This window comes from Streptomyces sp. NPDC048353 (assembly GCF_055587165.1).
Window position 1 is genome coordinate 59777 of sequence record NZ_JBVJGU010000013.1, and the last position, 20697, is coordinate 80473.

The 20697-nt window shown below is 68.6% G+C and carries 14 protein-coding genes and 1 pseudogene; 6 read left to right on the forward strand and 9 right to left on the reverse strand.

The window, feature by feature from the left end; all coding sequences use genetic code 11:
* Positions 1 to 34: 34 nt before the first annotated feature.
* Entirely contained in the window at positions 35 to 2710 is a 2676-nt protein-coding gene (locus ACZ6RC_RS32160) for an ATP/GTP-binding protein (RefSeq protein ID WP_469590010.1), read from the reverse strand.
* Between the two features lie 198 nt (positions 2711 to 2908).
* Between ACZ6RC_RS32160 and ACZ6RC_RS32165 the strand changes: the two genes are divergently transcribed.
* On the forward strand, positions 2909 to 3184 hold the full coding sequence (locus tag ACZ6RC_RS32165; protein ID WP_469590013.1) for a hypothetical protein: 276 nt from the start codon (positions 2909 to 2911) through the stop codon (positions 3182 to 3184).
* On the opposite strand, the gene ACZ6RC_RS32170 is transcribed toward ACZ6RC_RS32165, so the two are convergent.
* Positions 3148 to 4932, reverse strand: a complete 1785-nt coding sequence (locus ACZ6RC_RS32170) for a zeta toxin family protein (protein ID WP_469590016.1) — start codon at positions 4930 to 4932, stop codon at positions 3148 to 3150. The genes ACZ6RC_RS32165 and ACZ6RC_RS32170 overlap by 37 nt on opposite strands.
* 186 nt (positions 4933 to 5118) lie before the next feature.
* Between ACZ6RC_RS32170 and tap the strand changes: the two genes are divergently transcribed.
* On the forward strand, positions 5119 to 7374 hold the full coding sequence (tap, locus tag ACZ6RC_RS32175; protein WP_469590019.1) for a telomere-associated protein Tap: 2256 nt from the start codon (positions 5119 to 5121) through the stop codon (positions 7372 to 7374).
* Between the two features lie 12 nt (positions 7375 to 7386).
* Positions 7387 to 7944, forward strand: a complete 558-nt coding sequence (tpg, locus tag ACZ6RC_RS32180; protein ID WP_469590026.1) for a telomere-protecting terminal protein Tpg — start codon at positions 7387 to 7389, stop codon at positions 7942 to 7944.
* 491 nt (positions 7945 to 8435) lie between these two features.
* Here the strand turns inward: tpg and ACZ6RC_RS32185 are convergent, their stop codons facing one another.
* Both ACZ6RC_RS32185 and ACZ6RC_RS32190 read right to left on the reverse strand, forming a co-directional pair.
* Positions 8436 to 8741: a hypothetical protein gene (locus ACZ6RC_RS32185; RefSeq protein ID WP_469590029.1), complete on the reverse strand. Its 306-nt coding sequence runs from the start codon at positions 8739 to 8741 to the stop codon at positions 8436 to 8438.
* A gap of 459 nt (positions 8742 to 9200) precedes the next feature.
* Positions 9201 to 9770 carry a hypothetical protein gene (locus ACZ6RC_RS32190; RefSeq protein ID WP_469590032.1) on the reverse strand — a complete coding sequence of 190 codons (570 nt, stop codon included), beginning with the start codon at positions 9768 to 9770 and terminating at the stop codon, positions 9201 to 9203.
* A 308-nt stretch (positions 9771 to 10078) separates the two neighbouring features.
* On the opposite strand from ACZ6RC_RS32190, the gene ACZ6RC_RS32195 reads away from it, so the two are divergent.
* Both ACZ6RC_RS32195 and ACZ6RC_RS32200 read left to right on the forward strand, forming a co-directional pair.
* Positions 10079 to 10255, forward strand: coding sequence for a hypothetical protein (locus ACZ6RC_RS32195; protein WP_469590034.1), 177 nt, complete (start codon positions 10079 to 10081; stop codon positions 10253 to 10255).
* Between the two features lie 1483 nt (positions 10256 to 11738).
* Positions 11739 to 12545, forward strand: coding sequence for a hypothetical protein (locus ACZ6RC_RS32200; RefSeq protein WP_469590037.1), 807 nt, complete (start codon positions 11739 to 11741; stop codon positions 12543 to 12545).
* A gap of 562 nt (positions 12546 to 13107) precedes the next feature.
* Here ACZ6RC_RS32200 and ACZ6RC_RS32205 read toward each other — a convergent pair.
* The 3 genes and pseudogenes from ACZ6RC_RS32205 to ACZ6RC_RS32215 form a co-directional block, all read right to left on the reverse strand.
* Positions 13108 to 13938, reverse strand: a pseudogene (locus ACZ6RC_RS32205) (IS5 family transposase).
* A 332-nt stretch (positions 13939 to 14270) separates the two neighbouring features.
* Positions 14271 to 14711 (reverse strand): hypothetical protein, encoded by a 441-nt coding sequence (locus tag ACZ6RC_RS32210; protein WP_469590040.1) that lies wholly within the window; start codon positions 14709 to 14711, stop codon positions 14271 to 14273.
* 718 nt (positions 14712 to 15429) lie between these two features.
* Complete coding sequence (locus ACZ6RC_RS32215; protein ID WP_469590043.1) at positions 15430 to 16383, reverse strand: hypothetical protein; 954 nt, start codon at positions 16381 to 16383, stop codon at positions 15430 to 15432.
* A 268-nt stretch (positions 16384 to 16651) separates the two neighbouring features.
* Between ACZ6RC_RS32215 and ACZ6RC_RS32220 the strand changes: the two genes are divergently transcribed.
* Positions 16652 to 17518 (forward strand): hypothetical protein, encoded by an 867-nt coding sequence (locus tag ACZ6RC_RS32220; protein ID WP_469590046.1) that lies wholly within the window; start codon positions 16652 to 16654, stop codon positions 17516 to 17518.
* 521 nt (positions 17519 to 18039) lie between these two features.
* Here ACZ6RC_RS32220 and ACZ6RC_RS32225 read toward each other — a convergent pair.
* Complete coding sequence (locus ACZ6RC_RS32225; RefSeq protein WP_469590051.1) at positions 18040 to 19218, reverse strand: ParB/RepB/Spo0J family partition protein; 1179 nt, start codon at positions 19216 to 19218, stop codon at positions 18040 to 18042.
* Positions 19215 to 20450: a ParA family protein gene (locus ACZ6RC_RS32230; RefSeq protein WP_469590054.1), complete on the reverse strand. Its 1236-nt coding sequence runs from the start codon at positions 20448 to 20450 to the stop codon at positions 19215 to 19217. Before ACZ6RC_RS32230 ends, ACZ6RC_RS32225 begins: the two co-directional genes overlap by 4 nt.
* Positions 20451 to 20697 lie beyond the last annotated feature (247 nt).

Sequence of the window (20697 nt, forward strand, 5' to 3'; positions counted from 1 at the left end):
GATATGTCGGGTGGATACTCCCCACGTCGTTGGTTCAGCGCCGGACGGACAGGTACGTCTGCCGGACGGTGACCAGGTCACGCCAGCGGCTGCGGGTGTGCTGCTCGTTGTCGAGCCACCGGGTTCCGGAAGCCTGATCGAGGGGCATGCCGGCCATGAACTGGGCGATGTGGACGTAGTAGGCATAGTCGCCGCCCCGGGTGAGGTTGCGTAGCCGGGCGATCGCCGCGCTGAGTTTGGTGTGGTCGTTCTGGACGGCGTGATGGAAGCACACGGCCAGTTCCAGCGTGGCTTCTGCGGCTGTCAGGCCGGCGTCGCTGATGTCGGCGCGCAGCAGGCGTACGGGCTCGAGGCTGCCGATGTTCCCGGCGTCGCGGACGAGGGCGGCGATCTTCGTGGTGAGGGTGGTGGCCCGGAGGTCGAGTCCGGTCAGCAGCTGGTCGGCGAGGTGGAGTTCGTCGTCGGCGGCGTCAGGGTCGGTGAAGGCGAGGACGAAGGCGCGCTGGGCCTGGCTGGTGGCGCGTTCGCCGGCGATGCCGTGCTGCTCGGCCTGGTCCCGGGCGGTGGCGTAGGCGGCGGCCGCGCGGTCCGTGTCTCCGTGGGGCCAGTAGACGTCGCCCTCGACGCGGTGCTGGCGGCCTTCCCAGCCGAGCCTCTGCGCGACATCGTGGGCGGTGCGGAAGTCGCCGGCGAGACGCGCGAGGTGAGCCAGGCCCCGGCGGGCGGCGGGGGCGAGACGGCCACCGCCGTCGGCGACGAGCTGCATCCCGCGGCGGGAGCCGGCGGAGTCACCGAGGTCCCGCTGAGCCTTGGCGAGGTAGTAGACGGCCATCTCGTGCAGGTCGGCGGGCAGCAGCCCTGTGCGTACGACGCCGGAGAGGCGGGAGGCGGTGATCGAGCGGTGCTCGTGCTGGCGGCGGGCGAGCGCGGCCAGGAGCTCGACGAGGGCGTCGGCCGCTGTCGCCATGCCGCCGTCGGCGTCGGTCCGGGAAGGTGGGGCGAGCGGTTCCCACACCGAGTCGCTGACGTACGCCCAGGCGGCGTCGGCCAGCCAGCCCAGGTCGAGACGGAAGTCGCGGGCCAGGGCGAGGCCCTGGCGCAGGCAGCCGACCAGCAGCATCCGGTGGTGGCCGGTCCGCGCGCTGAACTGCTCGCCGAGGGCAGCCAGCGCGCGCCGGGCTGCCTGTTCCCAGTCGCGTGTCGACCAGCGGTCGTCGGCCTGGTCGTCGGCGCCGCGGACGGTGGAGCGGATCAGTCCGTGCAGGTGGTAGGGCCACAGGCCGAAGACGTTCTCTCGGACGAAGGGGCGTTCGATCAGCCGCAGGGCCGGTGCTTCGTGCGGCAGGCCGGCGGCCGCGGTGGCCAGGTGCAGGTCGAAGGCGTCCAGCAGGGCCACGGAGCGCAGGACGTGCCGCTCGTCCGGGGTGAGGTCGGACAGGGTGCGGGCGATCAGCGCGGGGAAGTCGTGGTCGAAGTCGGCGGGCTGCGGCGTGCGGCCGGTGCGGCGGATCTCCAGGAACCGCATCACTGATAGATCGAGGTAGAGCGGCAGTCCGTGGGAGCGGCCGGTGATGACCTGGCGGATCTCCTCGCTGATGAGCGGTTCGCCGTCGCGGGTGAGACGGCGGGCGAGGTGGTCGTCGCAGTCCTCGGGGGAAAAGTCGCCGACGAGGACCTGCCGCCCGCGGCCGTGGGGCGGCCGGGCGGCGCGGGCGGCCGGGACGGCTGCGGGCAGAGCCAGGCCCGGCCAGGCGACCGGTCCGGTGTAGTCGAGCTGTCCTTGGAGGGCCGGATCGGCCCACTGCAGGCGGGAGCGGCCGGTGATGACGAAGAAGCAGTTCGGCATCAGCCACACCACCCGCTGGATGAGGCGCTCCAGGTCGCGGTGCGTGCGGTCGCCGACGTCCTCGAAGGTGTCCAGCAGGATCACCGGCATGACCCGCTTGTCCGCCGGCAGCTGCGCGAGCTCCCACGCCAGCAGGTGCGGGTAGAAGGACAGCGCGTCCAGGTCGGGTTCGGCCTCCAGCAGGTCCGCCAGCCGCATACACCCGGCGAGCGCCCGTACGGTCTGGCGCCGCTCGCGCAGCGCCTTCGTGAGGGAGCCGACCAGCGCCCCGGCCGCCGTGCCGACGGTGCCGGGCAGAAGGAGCGCCTGGGCAGCGTCGGCGAGGGCGGACTGCATCTGCTGGGGCATGGCCTTGCCGAACCGGCCCGCGAGGCCGCCACGGCTCAGGTACTCCTCCAACGGTTCACCAGGGTGCTGGGTCTCCCAGTAGCGGCGCAGGGCGATGTCGAAGGCGGGCAGCGGGCGGCCCAGTTCGGCGAGCGCGGCGCGGATCGTGAGGATAACGTCCTCGAACGAGGTGCCGGCGGAACGGGACATGTCGATGCGCACGGGCAGGATCCGCTGTCCGGACCAGGTGGGCTCGCCCCACTGGGCGGGCCGCTGGTCGGCCCCGGCGAGCGCGGCCTCCAGCTTGCGGGAGAAAGTGGTCTTGCCGATCCCGCCGACTCCGTGGAACACCATCACGTGGTGACGCGGGCGCTCCAGGTCCTCGACATCGAATCCCGGCTCGCAGGTCTGCCGCAGGTGATCGGCCAGCGCGGCCGCGACCAGCTCCCACTGCAACTGCCGGTTCGTGAACGCCTCCACGGCCTCCAGACCCCGGTCGTTCGTGCTGAACAGCGCCCGCAGATCCCGACCTGCCACGTCCCACCCCCGGAAACGATGATCACCTGAGGCCAACCTATGCCCGCGTCCGGCCCCTTGGAGAAGCATCTCCCGCCGCCGCCGGGGTGCGAAGACACTTCGCTCCCTGCTCGTGGCGCGTCGCGGCGCTGGGCCACTGGTTCCGGCCAGGGAGACAATGGCCGTTTCGGATCAAGATCAACACGAAGGTGGTGGGCCATGTCCGACACTCCCAGCTCTGACTTCTCCGGCCTGGAAGGCGGCATCGAGGCGCAGGCTGCAGACGCCGTGCGGGCGGTGGTGAGCTGGTACAACGACCAGCTCCTCACCGAGCAGCGTTCCCCAGTGCCCGATGAGGAGCGGGTTGAGGAACTGCGGGCCGGCCGTCAGGCCGCGCTCGCCGACCAGCAGCAACTTGCGACCGCCGACTTGGAGGAAGCGGCCCGGATCGCCGAGGTCTACGCGGCCCGGCTGAAGGAGCTCACCGAGTCGTAGACCTCCGCCCGGAGCGGGACGGGCAGGGGCCACAGGGAGGGGTGCGGCCGGTCGATCCGGGCCGGCTGCATCCCGGGCGGCATCAACGGCCGGGCGAGCGCGACCATCTCCTCCAGTTCGTCGCGGTGCCGCGGGAGCGCTCGCCACAGACCGTGGTGGAGTCGGAAGAACGCGGCGGCCTCCTGCTCGGTGTATGGGCGTGCCCGTTCCGCCGCCAGGGCCCATGACGCGCTTCCGGCGCCGCCGGCCTCGTGACGCAGCAGGGCACGGCCGTCCCGCCGGATCACCGTGATCGCGGCGATCGCCGGATGGCGTTCGGCGGCGGTGACGACATCGGTGAGCGCATGGAAGCAGGTCCGGTGCCCCGACCGCGTGGTGAACCTGGGGGTGAGGCCGATCTGGAGGGAACGGGCGTAGCGCAGCGCGGTGGCCTGACGGCTGTCGGCCTCGCGGACGGCAAGGACCACGAGCTCGACCGGGTAGCCGCTGGCCGCGTACGGCAGGGCGCTATCGAACAGCTCTTCGACGCTGCCGGGCGCGCCCTCGATCAGGACGTCACCACGCCGGTCGCGCACGTACTGCTCGGCCTGGGCGAACCAGGCCCGGTAGTCCGCCCGGATCGCCGCTCCGGCACGGCGGGGGTCCTCGCGCAGCAGCCGCAGATAGTCCGGGTGCTGGGCCTTGAAGTCGTCGCCGATCAGATGGGTGGTGCCGGGCTGCATCACGCGCCGGACCATCCGCGCGGCCAGGAGCTTGCCCGCTCCTGGCTGCCCCAGGACGTAGACGGCGCGCGGATCGTCCCGGGTGATGATGCCGCTCAGGTACGACGGGGCGATCAGCTCGTCGAAGACCCAGCGGTGTTCGTCGGCGGAGAGGCGGTGGTAGTCGACGCCGGGCGCTCGCCGTCGGGGCTGGGCAATGCGCCGTACGGGCTCGGCAAGCGCGGCCGCCCGCCGGACGTCCCGATGCACGGCCAGGCGCTCGTCCTCGGGCAGATCACGGTGCACCCGCACTTCAGCCCGCGTGAGCGCGTGGTGGAAGACGGCCGTCTCCTTCGCGCTCCAGGGCCGGCGCTGCTCGTACACCACGGCCCTGTCCGCAGCGGTCCGGCGCCGCCACGTGCCGTCGAGCAGCTCGTTGTCGTACAGCACGGTGCCGTCGCGGCGGACCACGGTGATCCGGTCGGCCAGGTGCTCGGCCTCGATGACCGCGAGGGTCCGCAGCATGCCCTTCGCGCAGGCGTCGTGGTTCTCCCACGACACGTACCGCGGATCGGAGAGAAAGCGGTCCAAGATGCCCAGCTGGCTCAGGGCCTCCGCCGTTGCCACCGCCACTACCTCGATCCGGTGGCCTGCCCGCCGGTAGGCGGCTGAGGATGTCCGGAACTCTTCCGCGTCGGCGAGGGCGGATTCGACCACCGCATCGAACCCGTTTGCCCGGACGTGCTCTTCGACTGCGGCCTGCCAGCGGCTCGTGTCCGGGCGCACCTGGACGCCGGCGGTGCGGACATCGGCGGTCAGCAGCTCTGTGTACCGGCGGTGCGCCGCCTTGTAGAGGTCGCGGCAGATCCGTACGGCGCCGCCCCGGCGGTCCAGAGCCGCCTGAACGAGATCGGCGATAGCGGTCTTCCCTGCGCCCGGCTGCCCGGCGACAACTACAGCGACCGGACGGGACTGGCGCACGGCTCCCGTCGTGGCCGCCGGAATGATCACCTGTTCCAGCACCTGGCGGCTCTCTGACTCGGACAACGCCTCCAGAACGCCGCCTTCCCCCACCAGTCCTCCATGCCGTTCGAGCCCACACGGTCGGGACCGAGCAGAGCTGTTCGCATTCAAGTCAACATAGCAGGCGTACGCGAAAAGAACGAAATTAGTACGCGATCTGTACGCGATCTGTACGGTTCATACGCTAGGGTGTTAGTCAGGAGGTGTTCCATGTCCGAGTTGTTCGACGCGGTCGACGCGCTGGTCGCGTCCCGCTCTCCGCTGCCGCCGGCGGAGGAGCGCAAGCGGCTGCGGGTCGCGCACGGCCTGACGCTGGACGAAGTCGCCGCCGCGCTGAAGGTGCGCCGCGCCACGGTGTCCGGCTGGGAATCGGTCAAGAAGCCGACCGAGCCGCGCGGCCCGGAACGCGAGGCGTACGCGCGGCTGCTGAAGAAGCTCGCCGAGCTCTACCCCGCTCCCTCGGTGACCAAGGAGCCGGCCGCACCCGCGGTACCGGCGACGTTCACCGGCACGCCCGCCCCGGCGGAAGTGCGGACTCTGTCCACAGGGCAGGCGTCCGAGGCTGCGGCCATGCCTGCAACCGAGAACACCCAGACCAACTCCGCTCCTGCTGCCGCCGCTCCGGCGGCCGCGCCGCGTCCAGCACGCACCACCAGGACGTCGTCGACGTCGCGCCGCCCGGGTGCGAAGAAGGCGGCCCCGGCCGGTACTCCGGCGGGCGGCGCCGACCCGCGGTTCGAGAACGGACCGCTGGCGGTCCTGGACGTCGACGACGACGGGCAGATACTGGCGTACTGCACCGGCGGCCTGGTCCTGGACGTACCCGCCAAGTCCCTGCCCTCCCTGGTCGCCTGGGCGCTGCGCGAGGCCAAGCTCGGTCAGCCGAAGCTCGCCGGGCCGGGAAAGCCGGCCGACCCGCTGATCGTGCTCACCGAGGCCGCTCTGGAGCGCTACGGCCTCCCCGTCACGCTCACGGAGGAGGAGCGCGTTACCGGGCGCCTGCCAGAGGGCCACAAGGTCATCAAACAGCTGACCCGCGCGGAGTGGCAGCTGACCAAGCGCGGGTTCGGGCCGTGGGCGCGGATCTACCGCCCCGCAACCGGCTCGGACCGCCAGTGCGTGCAGCTGTGCATCCCGTCCTGGCAGGCGCTGGACACGCGGCACTGGGGTGAGGTCGGGCAGCTGCCGCCAGCCGAACTCGCCCGCGTCCTGGGCGTGTACGCGTCCCGTGTGATGACGCCGTGCGGATCGACCGCCGTGACCGGCCTGCAGCTCATGACCGCCCTGCACCCGGCGACCCGGGCCTCCGAGCCGGACGCCGACGGCAAGCGGCACTCCGAGCACAACCCCGGCTCGCTGGGCAAGGACGCCATCGACCCGATGAACTGGCCGCCGTGCGAGGTCCCCGACGGGCACCCCGTCCTCAAGGACCTGCCCCGCTTCCACATGCGCGGCCCCGGCGAGAATCTGTTCGAGGAGGCATACGACTGGGCACGGCCGATGACCGACGCGGAGTGCACCCTGCGCCACCTGGTCGGCATCGACGTCAACATGGCCTTCGCCGCCGGCGCCAACGGTCTGAACGTCGGCCTGGGCGAGGCGACGCACGTCAAGGCCCCGGCGTTCGACCCGAAGCTGCCCGGCTCGTGGCTGGTCGACCTCTCCCACGTCGACCTGTCCCGCGTGAAGGTGGGCAAGGAGTGGGTGGAGCTGGACGGCTCGCTGCTGCCCTCTCCGTTCACGCCGAAGGGCGAGCATCCGACCGGTCCGGCCTGGTACGCGACGCCCACCGTCGCGTACGCGGCGGAGCTCGGCTACGAGGTACGGCCGATCGAAGCGTGGGTCCGGTACGAGAACGGTCGGTACCTGGACGGCTGGTACAACCGGCTCCGCGACGCCTACCTCGCCACGATGGCCGACCTCGGCGTCGACGCCGACCTCGACCCCAAGGACTTCCTCGCCGCGATGGACGGCTACAAGGCCCGCGACCCCGAGCTGGCGATCGTCGCCTCGGCGATCAAGGCGACGGTGAAGGGCGGCCTGGGCAAGCTGCGCGAGCGCCCGCGCGGGGAGGGCTGGCGGCCGGGCGAGCCCTGGCGCGCCCTGTCCCGCCCGACGTGGCGGCCGGACATCCGCGCGGCGGTCATCGCCCGCACCCGGATGAACTTGCACCGCAAGATCGTCAAGCATGCGTCGTTCACCGGTCAGTACCCGATCGCGATCCTGTCGGACTGCGTCGTCTACGCCTCGAACGGCCCGAGCCCGCTGGACTTCCTGCCCTACCGGGAGGGCAAGCCGCTGCCCGGCGGCTTCAAGCTCGGCATCAACCCCGGCCTCGTGAAGTGGGAAGGCACGCAGGACGTCCTGTGGGGCGAGGAAGTCCGGGAGAAGTTCAACGCGCCGGAGATCAACCTCGCCCGGTACATCAAGGACGGCACCGTCACCGACGTCGACAACGGAGAGTAGGAGAGGGCCACGATGAGCCTGATCGGGGACGGCCTGGAGGCCGCGGTGCAGAAGGCGTTCACCCGCCCGGCACCAAAGAACGCGGGCCCGCAGATGCGGTACCTGGTCAAGCAGCTGGGCGGCACCAAGCCGGTCGCCCAGATGCTGCGCATCTCTCAGCGCACCGTCGAGCGGTACGTGAAGGACCAGATCAAAAAGCCCCGCCCCGACCTCGCCGCGCGTTTGGAGCGCGAGGTGAAGAAGCGGTGGCAGCCGCAGATCAGGGCCAAGGCCAAGGCCAAGGCGGCCAGCACGGGCGGCATCGTCATCGACACCCGTGCTCGCATGGGCTACACCGCCCCGATCGGGTCGACGGACCAGGACCGCATCCGGCACCTGACCGTCGCCCTGCCCCCAATCTACGCCGCCCGCCTCTTCGACGCCCAGGAGGCCGACGCCACCGACCAGCAGCTCCAGGAGATCGCGGCCGAAGCGCTCAAGGAGGTCTACTTCCAGGACGGCGGCCGCCGCGCCGGCTCCCTGGAGGAGGTCCGGTTCACGAACATCGAACACCTCGAGTTCGACCTCTAGCAGCAACGCCCGAACAGCCCGCGAGCCCCGAATGTGACTGAGCGCTTTAGTTGGCCGGTAAGCGTGTGAGTTGGCCGCTCGTAGCCCTCAGTCCATCGTGATCATCTCTTCGTGGGCTGCTTCGCAGTCGCAGGCTCCGTCGTGGCCGGGTTCAAGTCGGCAGAAGAACCAGTAGGGCAGGCCCGTCAGGTGGGGAGGGTGGAAGCGCCGATCACAGTAGGTTTCACTCCAGTGGTCGGTGCCCCGCTTCGCCATCAGACTCATTCCTCGCCGAGATTCGAGCGTGCACGAGGCGCAGCGCCCACGGCTGAAGGATGGCAGATCAAAACGCCCCGCGGTGGGCGCGCGGGAAGCAGGTGGGGGTGGACCTGGCCAGCCGGCGCCTGACTGGCCAAGTGAAGCGCTCGGTCGCACTCGGTGTGACGTGACTGAGCGTTCCACATGGCGGTTGACCACTTTCTTTGGAGTGCTTCGCCAGCCTGGCCCCGCTCTCAGGATTCCTTGATCCCATGCTCGGCCGCCTGCTCGGGCGTGTAGAGGTAGAGGCTCTCGCGAAACGCGTCAGCGAATGCCTCGAAGGCATCCGCGTTCCGTGGCTGGACGGGTGGAGGGAAAGGTAGATCGCTGGAGCGCCGGGGCCATATACGGGCGACGGAGCTGCGGAACGCGTGCTGGATGACAACGTCGACGGCCGGGAAGTAGACGTAGATGCACAGGTGCCCGATCTTCATGGGGCAGAAGAAGCCGACCGGCTGGGGGGTTTCAGAAGCGGATACACCTGTGAGGTCGATCCTCACGGTGTGACTGGTGACGGTGGGGTTGCGCTGGGGGCAGGACCCCAGCCCAGACGCGCGTCCCACCAGGTATCGCTCGGTGCGTACACATTCTCCGGAGCTGATGGGACGGCAGGATGGCTTCCTGCTGAGTCTGGTCGGCCATCATCGCTGCCGGGGTCACGCCTCAGAGGCAGAAGGTGTCCCTCGCCGGGCCAACGGCGGGGGCACTGCCCACCCCAACGCACTCAACAGTGAGCTGCCCCCATAGTGCCCTCGCGGCCCGCGCCACGAACATCGTCGACTCCGGCCTGTGCACCCGCACCTCAGCCGTCCCGGACTGGATCGCGCGCCTCGGCACCCCCTACGCCCCCGTGGGCCGACGCCCTCGCCGTTCGCTGAGGACATCCTGGGCGTCACGACCTGGGCCGACTTCCACAAGTCGCTGGACGCGATGTAGGCGCGGCCGCAGTGCCGCACGCCTCACTTCTGTGACGGCCCCCCATTCAGGTATGCCCTAGCCGCCTTCAGCAGGCCATGGTGGGCAAGGCTGAACTCAGTCAAAGCTGCGTTCCGTTCTAGATTTCGTTGCGGCCTGTCGTCGTCGAAGTCGTAGGACGGCACGGTGTGACCCCACGCCTGCACCCGCCGGTGCCCGCCAAGCTGGTGTGCGCTGGCGAAGATCCGATCGGCGATCTTTGCGAGACTTTCGGGCCCCTCGAGCCGCACCATGTCCGCTGCGTGCTCAAGCGCGTCCCGGGCCTCCCGCATCTCGTCCAGCAGCGCACGGACCTCTGGCGGCGGCAACTCGGTCCGCACGTCTCGAGGGGGAGGGCTGTGCATCGCCGTCTCGGCCCTCTCCCATGCGTCGATGAACCTGCGGCCGGTGCGGTAGAGATCCGCGTACGCATCGCGTTGGACTGCGCGCCGGACGGCGTCGACAGGTCCGTGGTACGCGCCGCGGCTCTGCGCCCGGCCGGCTAACCAAGCGGCTGTCGCAGCGACAAGGACCGCCGGGGTGCCGATCAAGGCGGCTATGACTTCAGGCTCCATACGCGCGGAGTTTGCCAGGCCGCGACCTAAGCCGCTGCCGCCATCCACTCTCCCCGCCTCGCCCAAGGTGCAATCACATGGGCCGCGCTCCCCGCAGTCCGGCGCCCGGGGCAGGCGGGGAGACCAATGCTGTGAAGGCACGACGGCGCACCGGGCCACCGACGGGGTCAAGGCCATCGTCGTTGACCGGGACGGCGGCGCCTGCGTGCGGTGCGGAACCCGGGAGCTCCTGACCATCCACCATCGCGTAACCAGGGCATGGGCGGGGCGCCGAGGAGTGGATCAACCAGGCGCACAACCTGCTGCTCGTGTGCACCGTATGCAGCGGCTGGTTCGAGGACAACCCGCGGGATTCGTACGAGGCCGGGTGGAAGGCCCGCCAGCCGCAGCTCCCCAGCGAGGTCCTGGTCCGCTACGCCGACGGCGGTAAGTACCGGCTCACCCCCGACGGGGTCCGCCGCACGATCGTGGGGGCCGCACGATGAGCCGGCCTCGCCGTAACCGCGGCGGCCGCACTGTTCCCGTGGGGCCGCAGGTGACGTACGAGCCTTCCCAGGCGTACCGCCCTGGGGGAATGGGCCTGGAACCTGGCCGCCACCGCGCTGCTGTGGTGGCCTCAAGGAGTGCGTTGCTGCGCGGTACGCGGGCCAACTCGCGGCGCCGGCGCTTTCGGCGGGGCCTGGGCATCACCGGCCTTGGCCTCGCCACCGGCGTGGACCCCAGCACCGGCGGCATGTTGCGGTCTCTCCGTGCGGACCTCGGTCAGCTCACAGACCTGGTTGTGGTCGTAGGCGGCGAGGCGCTTGTACGCGGCGGCCAGGCGGCGTCAGTCGGCGCCTGGTACCCAAGAGGCATGGGCCTCGGGGAGCACGCGCGCCGGTTCGGCATGCCGAGGGTGGGGGAGAGGACTGGCTTGCAGTTGTGCCAGCCCCACGCATGGATGATGACGTCCTTGACGCCTCTGAAGAGGCCCACGGACACGCCTCCATGATAGGCCCCGCCCCTTGTGATCCGGGTTATAGGTGCGCCTTGTCGGGCATCCCCCAGGAGCAAGTTTTGACAGGAGTGATCAAGTTCGTTCAACTCGACGATCGCGAGCCCCAGGCGGCATAGCGTTCATGCTGCTGTGGCAGTCGCGTACGTCACGAGCCGGAATTCCCTTCGCTCATGGAAGGGAGGTGAACTATGGCTCGACACCGGAAGCCGCGCAAGAAGAGGGCCCCGATCTGGGGAATCATCAGATCGCTTCTGATCTCGGCAGGCTGCAACCTGCTAGGCCAGTACTACAGCGGCTGAAGTCCCAGGTCAGGGCCTCCTCATAGGAGCCGAAGCCTCGGCGCGGATACCCGCCCGGGGCTTCGTGCTGTCCAACCCAGCGCACTGTTCAGTACGCTGCGCGGGCGTTGCCAATCTACAAGGTAGTACTACCCTCCACAGCAATCTCTGGAGGATTGCCTACAGATAATCCCGATGAAATAGCCCTGCTGCTACGCGGAAATGGGCCTGAGCAGCTCAAATACTCCAAGCGGTGTCCCGCTGCGGAAGCGACTACCCGCGCGAGCTATCAACGGGTTCAAACGCCTCCGCGTAGCCGATCGTCGCCGAGCCGCTCGTGGCGGGCGCTGCAGCGAGTTCGGTGAGAGCGCGGACACCGGCGTGCATACGACCCGGGAGGCCATGCCTTGGATCCAGATGCCGAGCATCGGCTCGGCGCGCAAGCCTTGCCTGCATGGCGTGACTCGACTTAGGCGAGGGCGGTGCGGAGTTCCGGGATGGCGCGGCGGGCGACGCGGCGCCGTTCGGCACGCGCACACCTTGTGGTCGAGGTCACCCTTGCAGGCGCGGGTGGGTGAGGAGTGGCCGAGGTTGAGGATGCGGTCATCGTCGAAGGGCACACCTTCGCGGCGAAGGTTTGATGGGGCCAGCGCGGCGGGCGGCGACTTCGGCTTGTTCAGCCTTGGAGGGGGCATGGCGGTAGGGCTCCCGCTGTTGGTCAAGCCCCACGCGGATGAGTCGATGATCCCGGATCCAGGGTTCGGGGTCCTCCAGGCCCGCTCTAGTGGCATCCTGCGCGCTTTGAGACGCATGCATGGGGTGGGGATGGTTGCGGCCGGTGTGGCTGCGGCTGTGCTGCTGTCAAGGTGTGGGGGCGAGGGAAGCGACCCGAAGGCTGGAGTCGCGACACCGACCTTGGTAGCACCATCGACGGAGGCCTGGACGCCGGAGCCGCTGCCGACGGCGGAGGAGCCGTCCTATCCGGAGGGCCCAGAAGGCGAGATCGACAAGCTGGCGGACGAGAAGGGGTGGACGTACGGCGAGCTGTACGCCTCGGCACCGGGGTTCGTGAGTGATATCTGCGAGTCCTTGCCGACCAGCGCCGTCCAGGCGATGGCGAGGCCCCACTGGCTGGCCGAGAGCGGGTCCCTGGAAGGTGATGGGGCTGCGATTTTGCAGGTGGGGATCCCGAAGCTGTGCCCGAAATGGTCGGAGACGCTGAAGCAGGCGATCTCGGGGAAGTACGACCGCTGGTTCACTGGCGGTACCTACGTGGTGTCGTCGAAGCCGTCAACTAACGAGGACGAGCAGACGATCCCCCCGGGCACGTATCGCGCAAAGGGGCAGATGGAGAACTGCTACTGGGAACGGACCACGGAGAGTGGGGAGATCGTCGACAACCACTTTGCCACGTCCGCCCGGTCAATCACGGTGACGATCCGGTCCTCTGACGGTCAGTTCACGTCGAGGGGCTGTGAGGTGTGGAAGCCGGTGAAGTAGCCAGGTGTGGATCGGCCCCCACGGGCCGGGCGGCGGGTGGGGGCCTGTCGAGGCCTGCGAACGGGGACGCAGGGCTCGCGTCTCAAGGGTGGCACGGGCGCGGGGACGCTCAGGCTCTCTCAGGCCGGCCCTGCGAGATTCATGCTGACGGATCAACGGTGGTCTATCTGAGCCGCTATCCCCCGGGGGGCGTCCTGGAGGGCCGCGCCTGCAGTTCAGGCGGAGGTGGAGGCGGGCACTACCGGGTGGTCGATGTGGTGGTGCTCGACTTCGACGCCGTACTCGCCGTCCCATGCCTCCCAGACGCGGCGGGCGACCCCTGCGGCTCCTGCGACGGATCGATGCCGGCCTTCCTTTCTCTCGCCTATTGCGAGCTGTTGCTTCCACCGTCAATCGAGCATGGGCCGCAGGTCGGAGGCACGACGCCGCCGCGTGGGTGCGAGCAGCGGCGGGTGCGGCATAGCGGAGTGCGGCGTGGCCACCCGGACAGCTCTCCCCCGCTCTCAGCACCTATGGCCCCGCAGCGGGTGAAATCGCCACGTGAGACACCGCTTTAGAGGTCCTAACAAAGGCGTTGGACGTGTCGGTGGGTGATAAGGCAGGTGGCGAGGCCGAGGAAGGCTTCGTGGATGTCGTCGCGTCGTTCCCAGCGGACGCGGAGGCGTCGGAAACCGTGCAGCCAGGCGATGGTGCGTTCGACGACCCAACGGTGGACGCCAAGCCCGGAGCCGTGTGGGACGCCGCGTCGGGCGATGACCGGTTTGATGCCCTGGGCCCAGACGAGGCGGCGGTACTTGTCGTGGTCGTAGCCCCGGTCGGCCAGCAGCATGTCCGGTCGCCTCCTCGTCTGGGCCCAGGGCCGCGACGGACGGGATCTTCGCGAGCAAGGGCATCAGCTGAATGCCGTTGCGGTTTCCGCCGGTCAGCGACACTGCGAGTGGAATGCCCTGTCCGTCGACGAGGACGTTCTGTTTGCTGCCCGGGCGTGCTCGGTCGACCGGGCTCGGTCCGATTTTGGGCCGCGCCGAGCGGCCCGGACATGGGTGGAGTCGATCACCGCCCGGGACCAGTCCAGCTGCTTCGCTGACCGCAGCTTCGTCAGCAGGACGGCATGGAGCCGGTCCCACACGCCGGCCTCGTTCCACGCGGCAAGCCGCCGCCAGCACGTCATGCCGGAGCCGAAGCCGAGTTCCTGGGGCAGGTACTCCCACTGGATGCCGGTGTGGAGCACGAAGAGGATGCCGCACAGAGCCTGCCGGTCCGGCACCCGAGGCCGCCCAGCCACCAGCTTCGGCGCCGCAACGGGCAGCAACGGCTCGCTCAGCAGCCACAGTTCATCCGACACGACCCACGGCCGAGAGTTCCGCTTCGCCACGAACGGACCAACGACCATCCAAGCCGACAGTCACACCATCAACGGCTTCTGTTAGGACCTCTTAGGGAACTCCCGCCGGGCGGGATCGGCTTCTGCCTCAGCCATCCCGTCAAGCACATCAAGCAGGTCGCACCGTTGTTCGCTCGACACGTGCTGGAGACGCGCAGCCATACCCTCCAGGGCCTTCACCGCGTCATCGAGTTCCATCTGTTCGTCGTCCGCGCCGTCGATAGACCAAGCCAGGTCGACCAAGGCCTCCGTCAAGGCATGCGCCAGCGATGAGAGTACTCAGTTGGCACGGTGATCCCCCCCGCCTTTGTCGTCGACAGTCCGCCCCGCGATCCCCTCAGCTATGAAGGACGAAGAACGGAATCGATCTCTGCCAAGCTCGCACGCAGCAGACGGGCCCCCCGGGCCACACGATCGTCGGTGTCGCCCGACATCTCCGCGCAGAGCCGTAGCGCCTCGTCCACGTCGTCCGAGTAGATGCTGAAGACATCGACGATTGCGGTGTGGATCCATTCGGCATGGCTGTCATTGGTGACTGCCAGTGCGGACGCGACGATCGTCAGTCCAGCCCTGTCCCCTCGTCGAAGCAAGCCCTCCGCCGTCCGCCGGGTGACGAAGGTGTCACCAGGATCGAGCATGAGCCCCAGCAGCGGCTGTACGGACTCCTGCATCTCGGCGAACCCTGCCAAGCTGTGACCCGCATCCGCCCGGTCACGCCAGTCTCCGCTTCGCCCAAGTTCGCCAAGCGTCGCGACGACTGCACGCCGCAGGTCACTGTCCACAGATTCGCCCCCCATACACGAATCCGGTCAAAATACCACCGCGGCGCCATACGTCGCGCGCCCACGATGTCCGCTCAAGCAGCTCACCCAACCCGGGAAAACCGGCCCCTGGCACCCCTGGTCCCGGGCCCTCCGACCGCGGTGGCACCCCGGAGGACGAGCAGGCCTCGGTGCATAGCCCAAGCCCGTGAACTCCCGCGTTCTCTCCCTCCCCCCGGCCACGCGCCGCCAACCAGCTGGCCACCTTCATCCCCCGTGGAACCTCTTCGACGCCTGCTGCGACGAGGGGCTCGCACCGCGGCCTGACACAGGCAACCCTCGACTTCATCGGGTACGCAGGACTCGCCCTGTCCCCTGCTTCGGAAAATGACCCGACCGCACACCCGGCCATCGGGTAATCGGAGTGCCCTCCGGTCGGCGACCCCGCTGGGGGCAGCAGCGGCCGCCGACGGCTAATGGGTGGACTCGTCACCGGCACGTGACTTCCCGTGGGGCCCAATCCGGCAATTCGCCCATTAGTGCTTAAAAGCGACGCCAAGAATGGGCCCCTCAATCGACGAACTCAACTCTCCCGGTATGGATCGACCTATCGTTACTCAGCAGCCCGCCAGGCGGCCCCTAGTGGCGTTTTCGGCCGCCGAACCAGCTGCCGACTACTGAAAACGGGTGAGTGCGAGGCTCCCACTGTCGGAAGAAGGCCGATCGACAAGCACACTGCTCAACTCGGCGTCGCTGCCGACCAGCGGACGGGATTGCCGTCGGGACCGGCGGTGAGCCAGGAGCCGTCGCCCAGGGGCACCAATTCGTACGGGTTGGTCGACTCGACGGTGATCTCGCCGCTGAGCGTGCCCGTGCGCACGTCGACCAGGTGGTAGCGGAACCACTCCTCCTCGTCGTCCGGGCCTTCGCCGCCCAGAGTGACGACGGCCAAGTCCGAGGTCAGGTAGCCGCCGCTCCATTCCACGAAGGTCTCCTCCGGGTCGTATCCGAAGGCTTCGACGGGCAGGGTGCAGAGCACGTCTCCGCTGGGGTGGCGGTGGAAGGCGACATCCGCCTGTCCGTGGTCGACGGTCATGAACTGCCGCCCATCCGGCGCCAGGTCGATCAGGCAGCGGTCCCTCCACGAGTACGTAACGAACGTCGCCTCGCCGTCGGCCCCAGCCATCCCCCTGAGAATGACTGAGCCGTCCTGGCCCTCACCGATGTCGAGGTAGATGCCGCCGTCCACGGGGTGCACGTGGTGGACGGCGCCGTGCCCGACCGTCTCCAGCTCACGGCGGCCAAGGACCGCCCCGCTGTCAGCGTCATGCACGACCCACTGGTCGCTGCCGCGTCCCGCCATCGCGTCCGGCCGGTAGACCCACACGGTCCGGCCGTCGAGTGACAGCGCGCAGCCGGGCCGGTGGCCATGACGCCGGTCCGAACGCGGCTCAAAGTCCGACGCCCACACCACATCACCAGCGCCCGTAAGGCAGACGACGCCGTTCAGCGTCGTATACACGAAGCGCTCCAGATCGGGCCACACCGCCGACTCCACGACCTCGTCGCCTGACCGCGGCTGGAATACCGCGACAGGCTCCAGCGGGCCGAGCCCGTTGGAGTCCAGCACGTACGCATGGATCGCTCCACCGCGGTGGCGCGTGATCACGTTCGAAGGTCGTACAGGAACCATGAGCCGAGGCTAACGTCCAGCGCAGTCGCACCGACAGCCAGGATCGGCGTACCCGAGGCGGCAGACGATCGGGCGAACTAACCCCCGTCAGTCACACCCGCCTAAAGGGTTTGTCACGCGGTCGCACGTCGACGATGATCGCCTCATGACGACCAGAAAGGGCCATGCCTTCTAGGCGCCCCGCTCGCCTCTCCGCCGTTCGCGCGCCGCCGGCCGCCGCCACCCCAGCGTCCGATAGCCGTGTCCGCCCACCCAGGAGAGCCCGCCCGTGCAGGAGACCGCCCTCGTTCCCCACGTCCACCTCCCCCGAGCGCACCATCACCACCACGTCCTGACCAGTACCGTCGATGTTTTCGGCACCGCCCACTGGCTGCTTGCCGAACGCGCTCCGCAGCCTGGCGTCGACCTTCTGCCTTTCGACGCGCTGGTCGTTTCCGTCCATCCGGGCGGCGACGTCGAACTCACCGACCTGAGTGCCGTGCGAGCCCGCTGGCCGAAGTTGGAACGTCTGCCCGACGGCGGGTTCGTCGTCGCCGCGTCTCGCACCCGCCGGAACGAGGACGCGCACCAAGTCCAGGTCTTCGACGCGCTCGGCCGCGAAACCTCGTCCTTCTCCGTCGGGGACGCCATCGAGCACCTGCTCGTGGACGAGTCCGGCCATATCTGGGTCGGGCACTTTGATGAGAACCCGGCCGGAATCCGCCGCTGGAGCGCCACGGGCCGGCTCGCCTGGACGTCAGACGGCGCTCGAATCCCCGGCCTCTTCGACTGCTACGCCCTGAACGTGTCGGGCACCGCCGCTTGGGCGTGCACATACACGGACTTCCCGCTCGCCGAAATACGCCCCGACCGCCACGACCGGCCCGTGAGAGTGTGGGCAAACCGCATTCGGGGCACCAAAGCGCTGGCCGTCCACGGCGACCGGGTCGCCTTCTACGGCGGCTACGGCGAGGAGCGGGACCGACTCGCCCACGGAGAGATCACCGAAGTATCCGTCGAGCCCACGGATACCGGCCGGCTCACTCTGCCCGACGGCGCTGCCCCCGGTCGCCGGCGGGTCGTCAGCCGAGGGAGCAGGATTTACGTCCAGGCCGAGCCGTTCACCGCGTGGGGCGTGTTCGACCTCAGCAGCTGATAGCCAGCACTGGAAACACCATGCCAGCCCGGTCGTCGGCCATTCGACGGCCGGTCTCGCAAAAAACTCGCCGCGCCGTGTGCCAGCGAAGGTCTAGGCCTGCCGACTTGACGCGGACTTCGGACTGCAGATCCGCGTAGTCGAGCGCTGGCTGCCTCGTCGGCCTGGCCGGGCGTGAGCACGAAATACAGGCGACAGCTAATGTCAGCGGCGAGATAGATGTTCATGGTTAGCCCACTATGGGACTGCCCCCTCACGTGTTGGACGGGTCGTCAGCCGGGTCCTCGAGGTGACGCAGCCGTTCTGCAGCGAGATCGAGGTTTCCACGTCGAGGCGGGTCTGCCATAGGGCCCGCAGCGCCGCCAGGTGGATGGCCTCCCGGGGTCCGGCCTTCGGGTCTCACTCCCTCACCCTTCCCCCGCCATCGGAACGGGTTGCTGATTCGTGTCCATGAGGTGCGGCACTGTGAGGCCGTGTGAAAAGGCCGACCTCTTGAGGAGGCCGGCCTGTTGGTGATCTTGTTAGGGCTTACCGAGAACGTCCGAAATCCTTCGGATGATCAAGGCTAGTTCGTGCCGGTCTTTCGGCAGAAGGCCGCGGCTCAGGTCCTCGGCCACTTCATCGACTCCGCTGGCAAGCTGGAAGTATCGCTGCAGCATGGCGCTTCGTTGTTCTGGGGTGAGGCTCTGCCGGGCGAAGTCCATGAGGGCCTTGCCGTCGCTCCGCAGGGCAGGCAAGCCCTCCTCGGGGGTGGCCGCCGCCGAGCGCGGATCAGGAAGGACCACGCCTGCAATCTTCATAACCGGGTTATGAGCCTCGTCGGGCGATGACGACTGTTCGGGTGCGAGCTCTGCGGACGACGTCTTCATAACCGGGTTATGAAGCTCGCCCTCGGGGTTCCCTGCATCGGACGTTGAAGAGGGCTTTGAGGCCTCCGAGGTTGCGGTGCTGCTCGGCTGCCTCTTCCGGGCCTGCTTCTGCGCTGCTTTCGCTGCCTCCTCCTGGGCCTTGATCTCTGCAAGCCGGGATTCCTGCTCCTCGGGCTTCTTGTTGCCGACCCTGCGCAGGTGCTTGGCCTGCTCCGTTCCGTCCTTTAGACGCTGTTGCAGGTCGGGGGTGAGGTTGAGAAGCGCGAGGCGTTGGGAGACCCAAGCCTGTGTCCGGTGGAGGCGCTCGGCCAGTCTTTCCTGGGTGCCGTGCAGCTTCAGGAGCTGGAGCAGGGCTTTGGCCTCGTCCAGGGGGTCAAGGTCCCGGCGGTGGATGTTGGCGACGAGGGCGGATTCGAGGACGCCGTCGGAGTCTGACCCGAGGTCGTCGTCGACCATGACCTTGAGGGTGTTGAGGTTGGCTTCGCGGGCCGCGGCGAGGCGGGAGTTTCCGTCGATGGCTACGTACTGGGTGTCGGGCTCGAGGTCAGCCTCGCGACCGGGGTTCGCCTGGAGGTAGGCGAAGCGGGTCATGATGCTGATCGCCGTCTTCTGGCCGTGGTCCCGGAGGCTGTTGGCAAGGTCGGTCAGGTCGCCGAGTTCCCTGCGCGGGTTATCCGGGTTGAGGCCGATGACGCTGGGCGGCAGCTCGGTGGGCGCGGCCACGCCTTCGGTGGGTGCGCTGGTTGCCTGGTTGATGGCCGCGCGACGGGCGCTGACCGGACGGGCGCGCTGGAAGGAGCTGCTGGCTCCGAGAAGGTCGGCCTTGCTCATGAGATCTCCCTAGCGAGAGCGCGCATGCCAACGGCCTGGTCGCAGCGCGGGGCGTAGGCGAGGAGGGGCCGCTTCACTCTGACGGCTTCCTTCTGTTCCTTGAGGTCGCCAATGACGCCGACTACCTTGGGATCCTTTATGTCGATCCATCCCTGCAGCGATGACGTGGCGATGTAGCCGCGACGGGCGTCGTATTGGTTGACGACGATGCCGAGGTAGTCCAGGTCGAGGGCCATGTCGGTGCGCAGGTCCTCCAGCTGGGTGGTGAGGAGGTCGTAGGCGTCGGCGGAGCTGTCTTCGGCTTGGACGATGACGAGGATGCCGGAGTTGCCCGGCTCTTCTCCCTCTCGTCGGCGGCCGTAGTGGGCGGCGGCGTCCATGCTGAGGCCGAGGCTGGGCGGGCAATCGACGACGATGACGTCGTAGTCGCCTTCGATGGGGGCGAGGGCGCGTTCCATGGCGGCTTCCCGAGCGCGTACGCCGGACAGCTTTACGTCGAGCAGGAAGGCGTCGGTGCACGCGGGGAGGAGGTGGAGGCGGTCGCCGAACCGTTCGTCCTCGACCTGCACAATGAGGTCCTGTAGGTGGCCCTTGGCTTCACCCGCCATGTGCTTGGTGAGGCTGTCGCCTTCGATGGGCAGCGTGTTGTGACCGAGCTGGCTGGTCATATGGCCCTGGGGATCGAAGTCGACCAGGAGCACGCGCAGCCCCAGACCGGGAAGCTCCTCGAGGTCGAAGACGCGGTTGGACTCCTCCTCGATGAGTGCGGCCAGGTGCTTGGAGATGCGGACCCAGTACAGCTGATCGGAGTCTTCGGCCATCGCTTCGCCGAGGCCGGAGCCGACGGCGGTCTTACCGACGCCGCCCTTCTGGTTGCAGACGACAATGCGTCTGACGTAGGTGGGTCGGAGCACGGCGGGGGCCGGGTTCTTGTCGAGCCAGAGAGCGACCGACTGGGAGAGGCCCTGGACGATGGAGACTCCTCGGGCTGTGCAGTCGGCGCGGAAACCCTCCCATTGGCCTTCCGGGAGGAAGGTGGAGAAGGACTTGGCTCCTGCGGTGTCGATAGGGGCCAAGTTGGATCCCAGTCCGCGCCAGGCGGTGATGCCTGCCTCGACGGCGTTCTGGATGCCGGTGCCGTGCTGAGCGCTGCGTACCTTCAGGTCGCGTTGCAACTCGGGAGGGAGTTTCGAGACGACCTTCTCGCGGTCACCAGGTGCGGGCTGAGTCATGGACGACACCTTACTAACACAGGAGATCGTTGCCAGCGTCAACACGGTTAGGTTCACACCTCGCGTGGTGTCTCCGACGTTCCATAACCCGGTTATAGAGACGTCGCCCTGATGAGGCAGCAGGGACCTAGCGGCTCCTTGCACCGTCACCGGCTGCATTGGCTGCCGCATCGTCAAGTTCGTCCACTAGGCTCGAATCATCGGGCCTCGTGCTCCCGGGGGGAGCGCGGCAGATGGACGTGCAGGT

What these genes read in the sequence shown, in the direction of transcription:
- ACZ6RC_RS32165 (WP_469590013.1), top strand. Translation starts at nt 2,909, where the DNA reads ATGTCCGACACTCCCAGCTCTGACTTCTCCGGCCTGGAAGGCGGCATC.
- tap (WP_469590019.1), top strand. Translation starts at nt 5,119, where the DNA reads ATGTCCGAGTTGTTCGACGCGGTCGACGCGCTGGTCGCGTCCCGCTCT.
- tpg (WP_469590026.1), top strand. Translation starts at nt 7,387, where the DNA reads ATGAGCCTGATCGGGGACGGCCTGGAGGCCGCGGTGCAGAAGGCGTTC.
- ACZ6RC_RS32190 (WP_469590032.1), bottom strand. Translation starts at nt 9,770, where the DNA reads ATGGAGCCTGAAGTCATAGCCGCCTTGATCGGCACCCCGGCGGTCCTT.
- ACZ6RC_RS32200 (WP_469590037.1), top strand. Translation starts at nt 11,739, where the DNA reads ATGGCGGTAGGGCTCCCGCTGTTGGTCAAGCCCCACGCGGATGAGTCG.
- ACZ6RC_RS32215 (WP_469590043.1), bottom strand. Translation starts at nt 16,383, where the DNA reads ATGGTTCCTGTACGACCTTCGAACGTGATCACGCGCCACCGCGGTGGA.
- ACZ6RC_RS32225 (WP_469590051.1), bottom strand. Translation starts at nt 19,218, where the DNA reads ATGAGCAAGGCCGACCTTCTCGGAGCCAGCAGCTCCTTCCAGCGCGCC.
- ACZ6RC_RS32230 (WP_469590054.1), bottom strand. Translation starts at nt 20,450, where the DNA reads ATGACTCAGCCCGCACCTGGTGACCGCGAGAAGGTCGTCTCGAAACTC.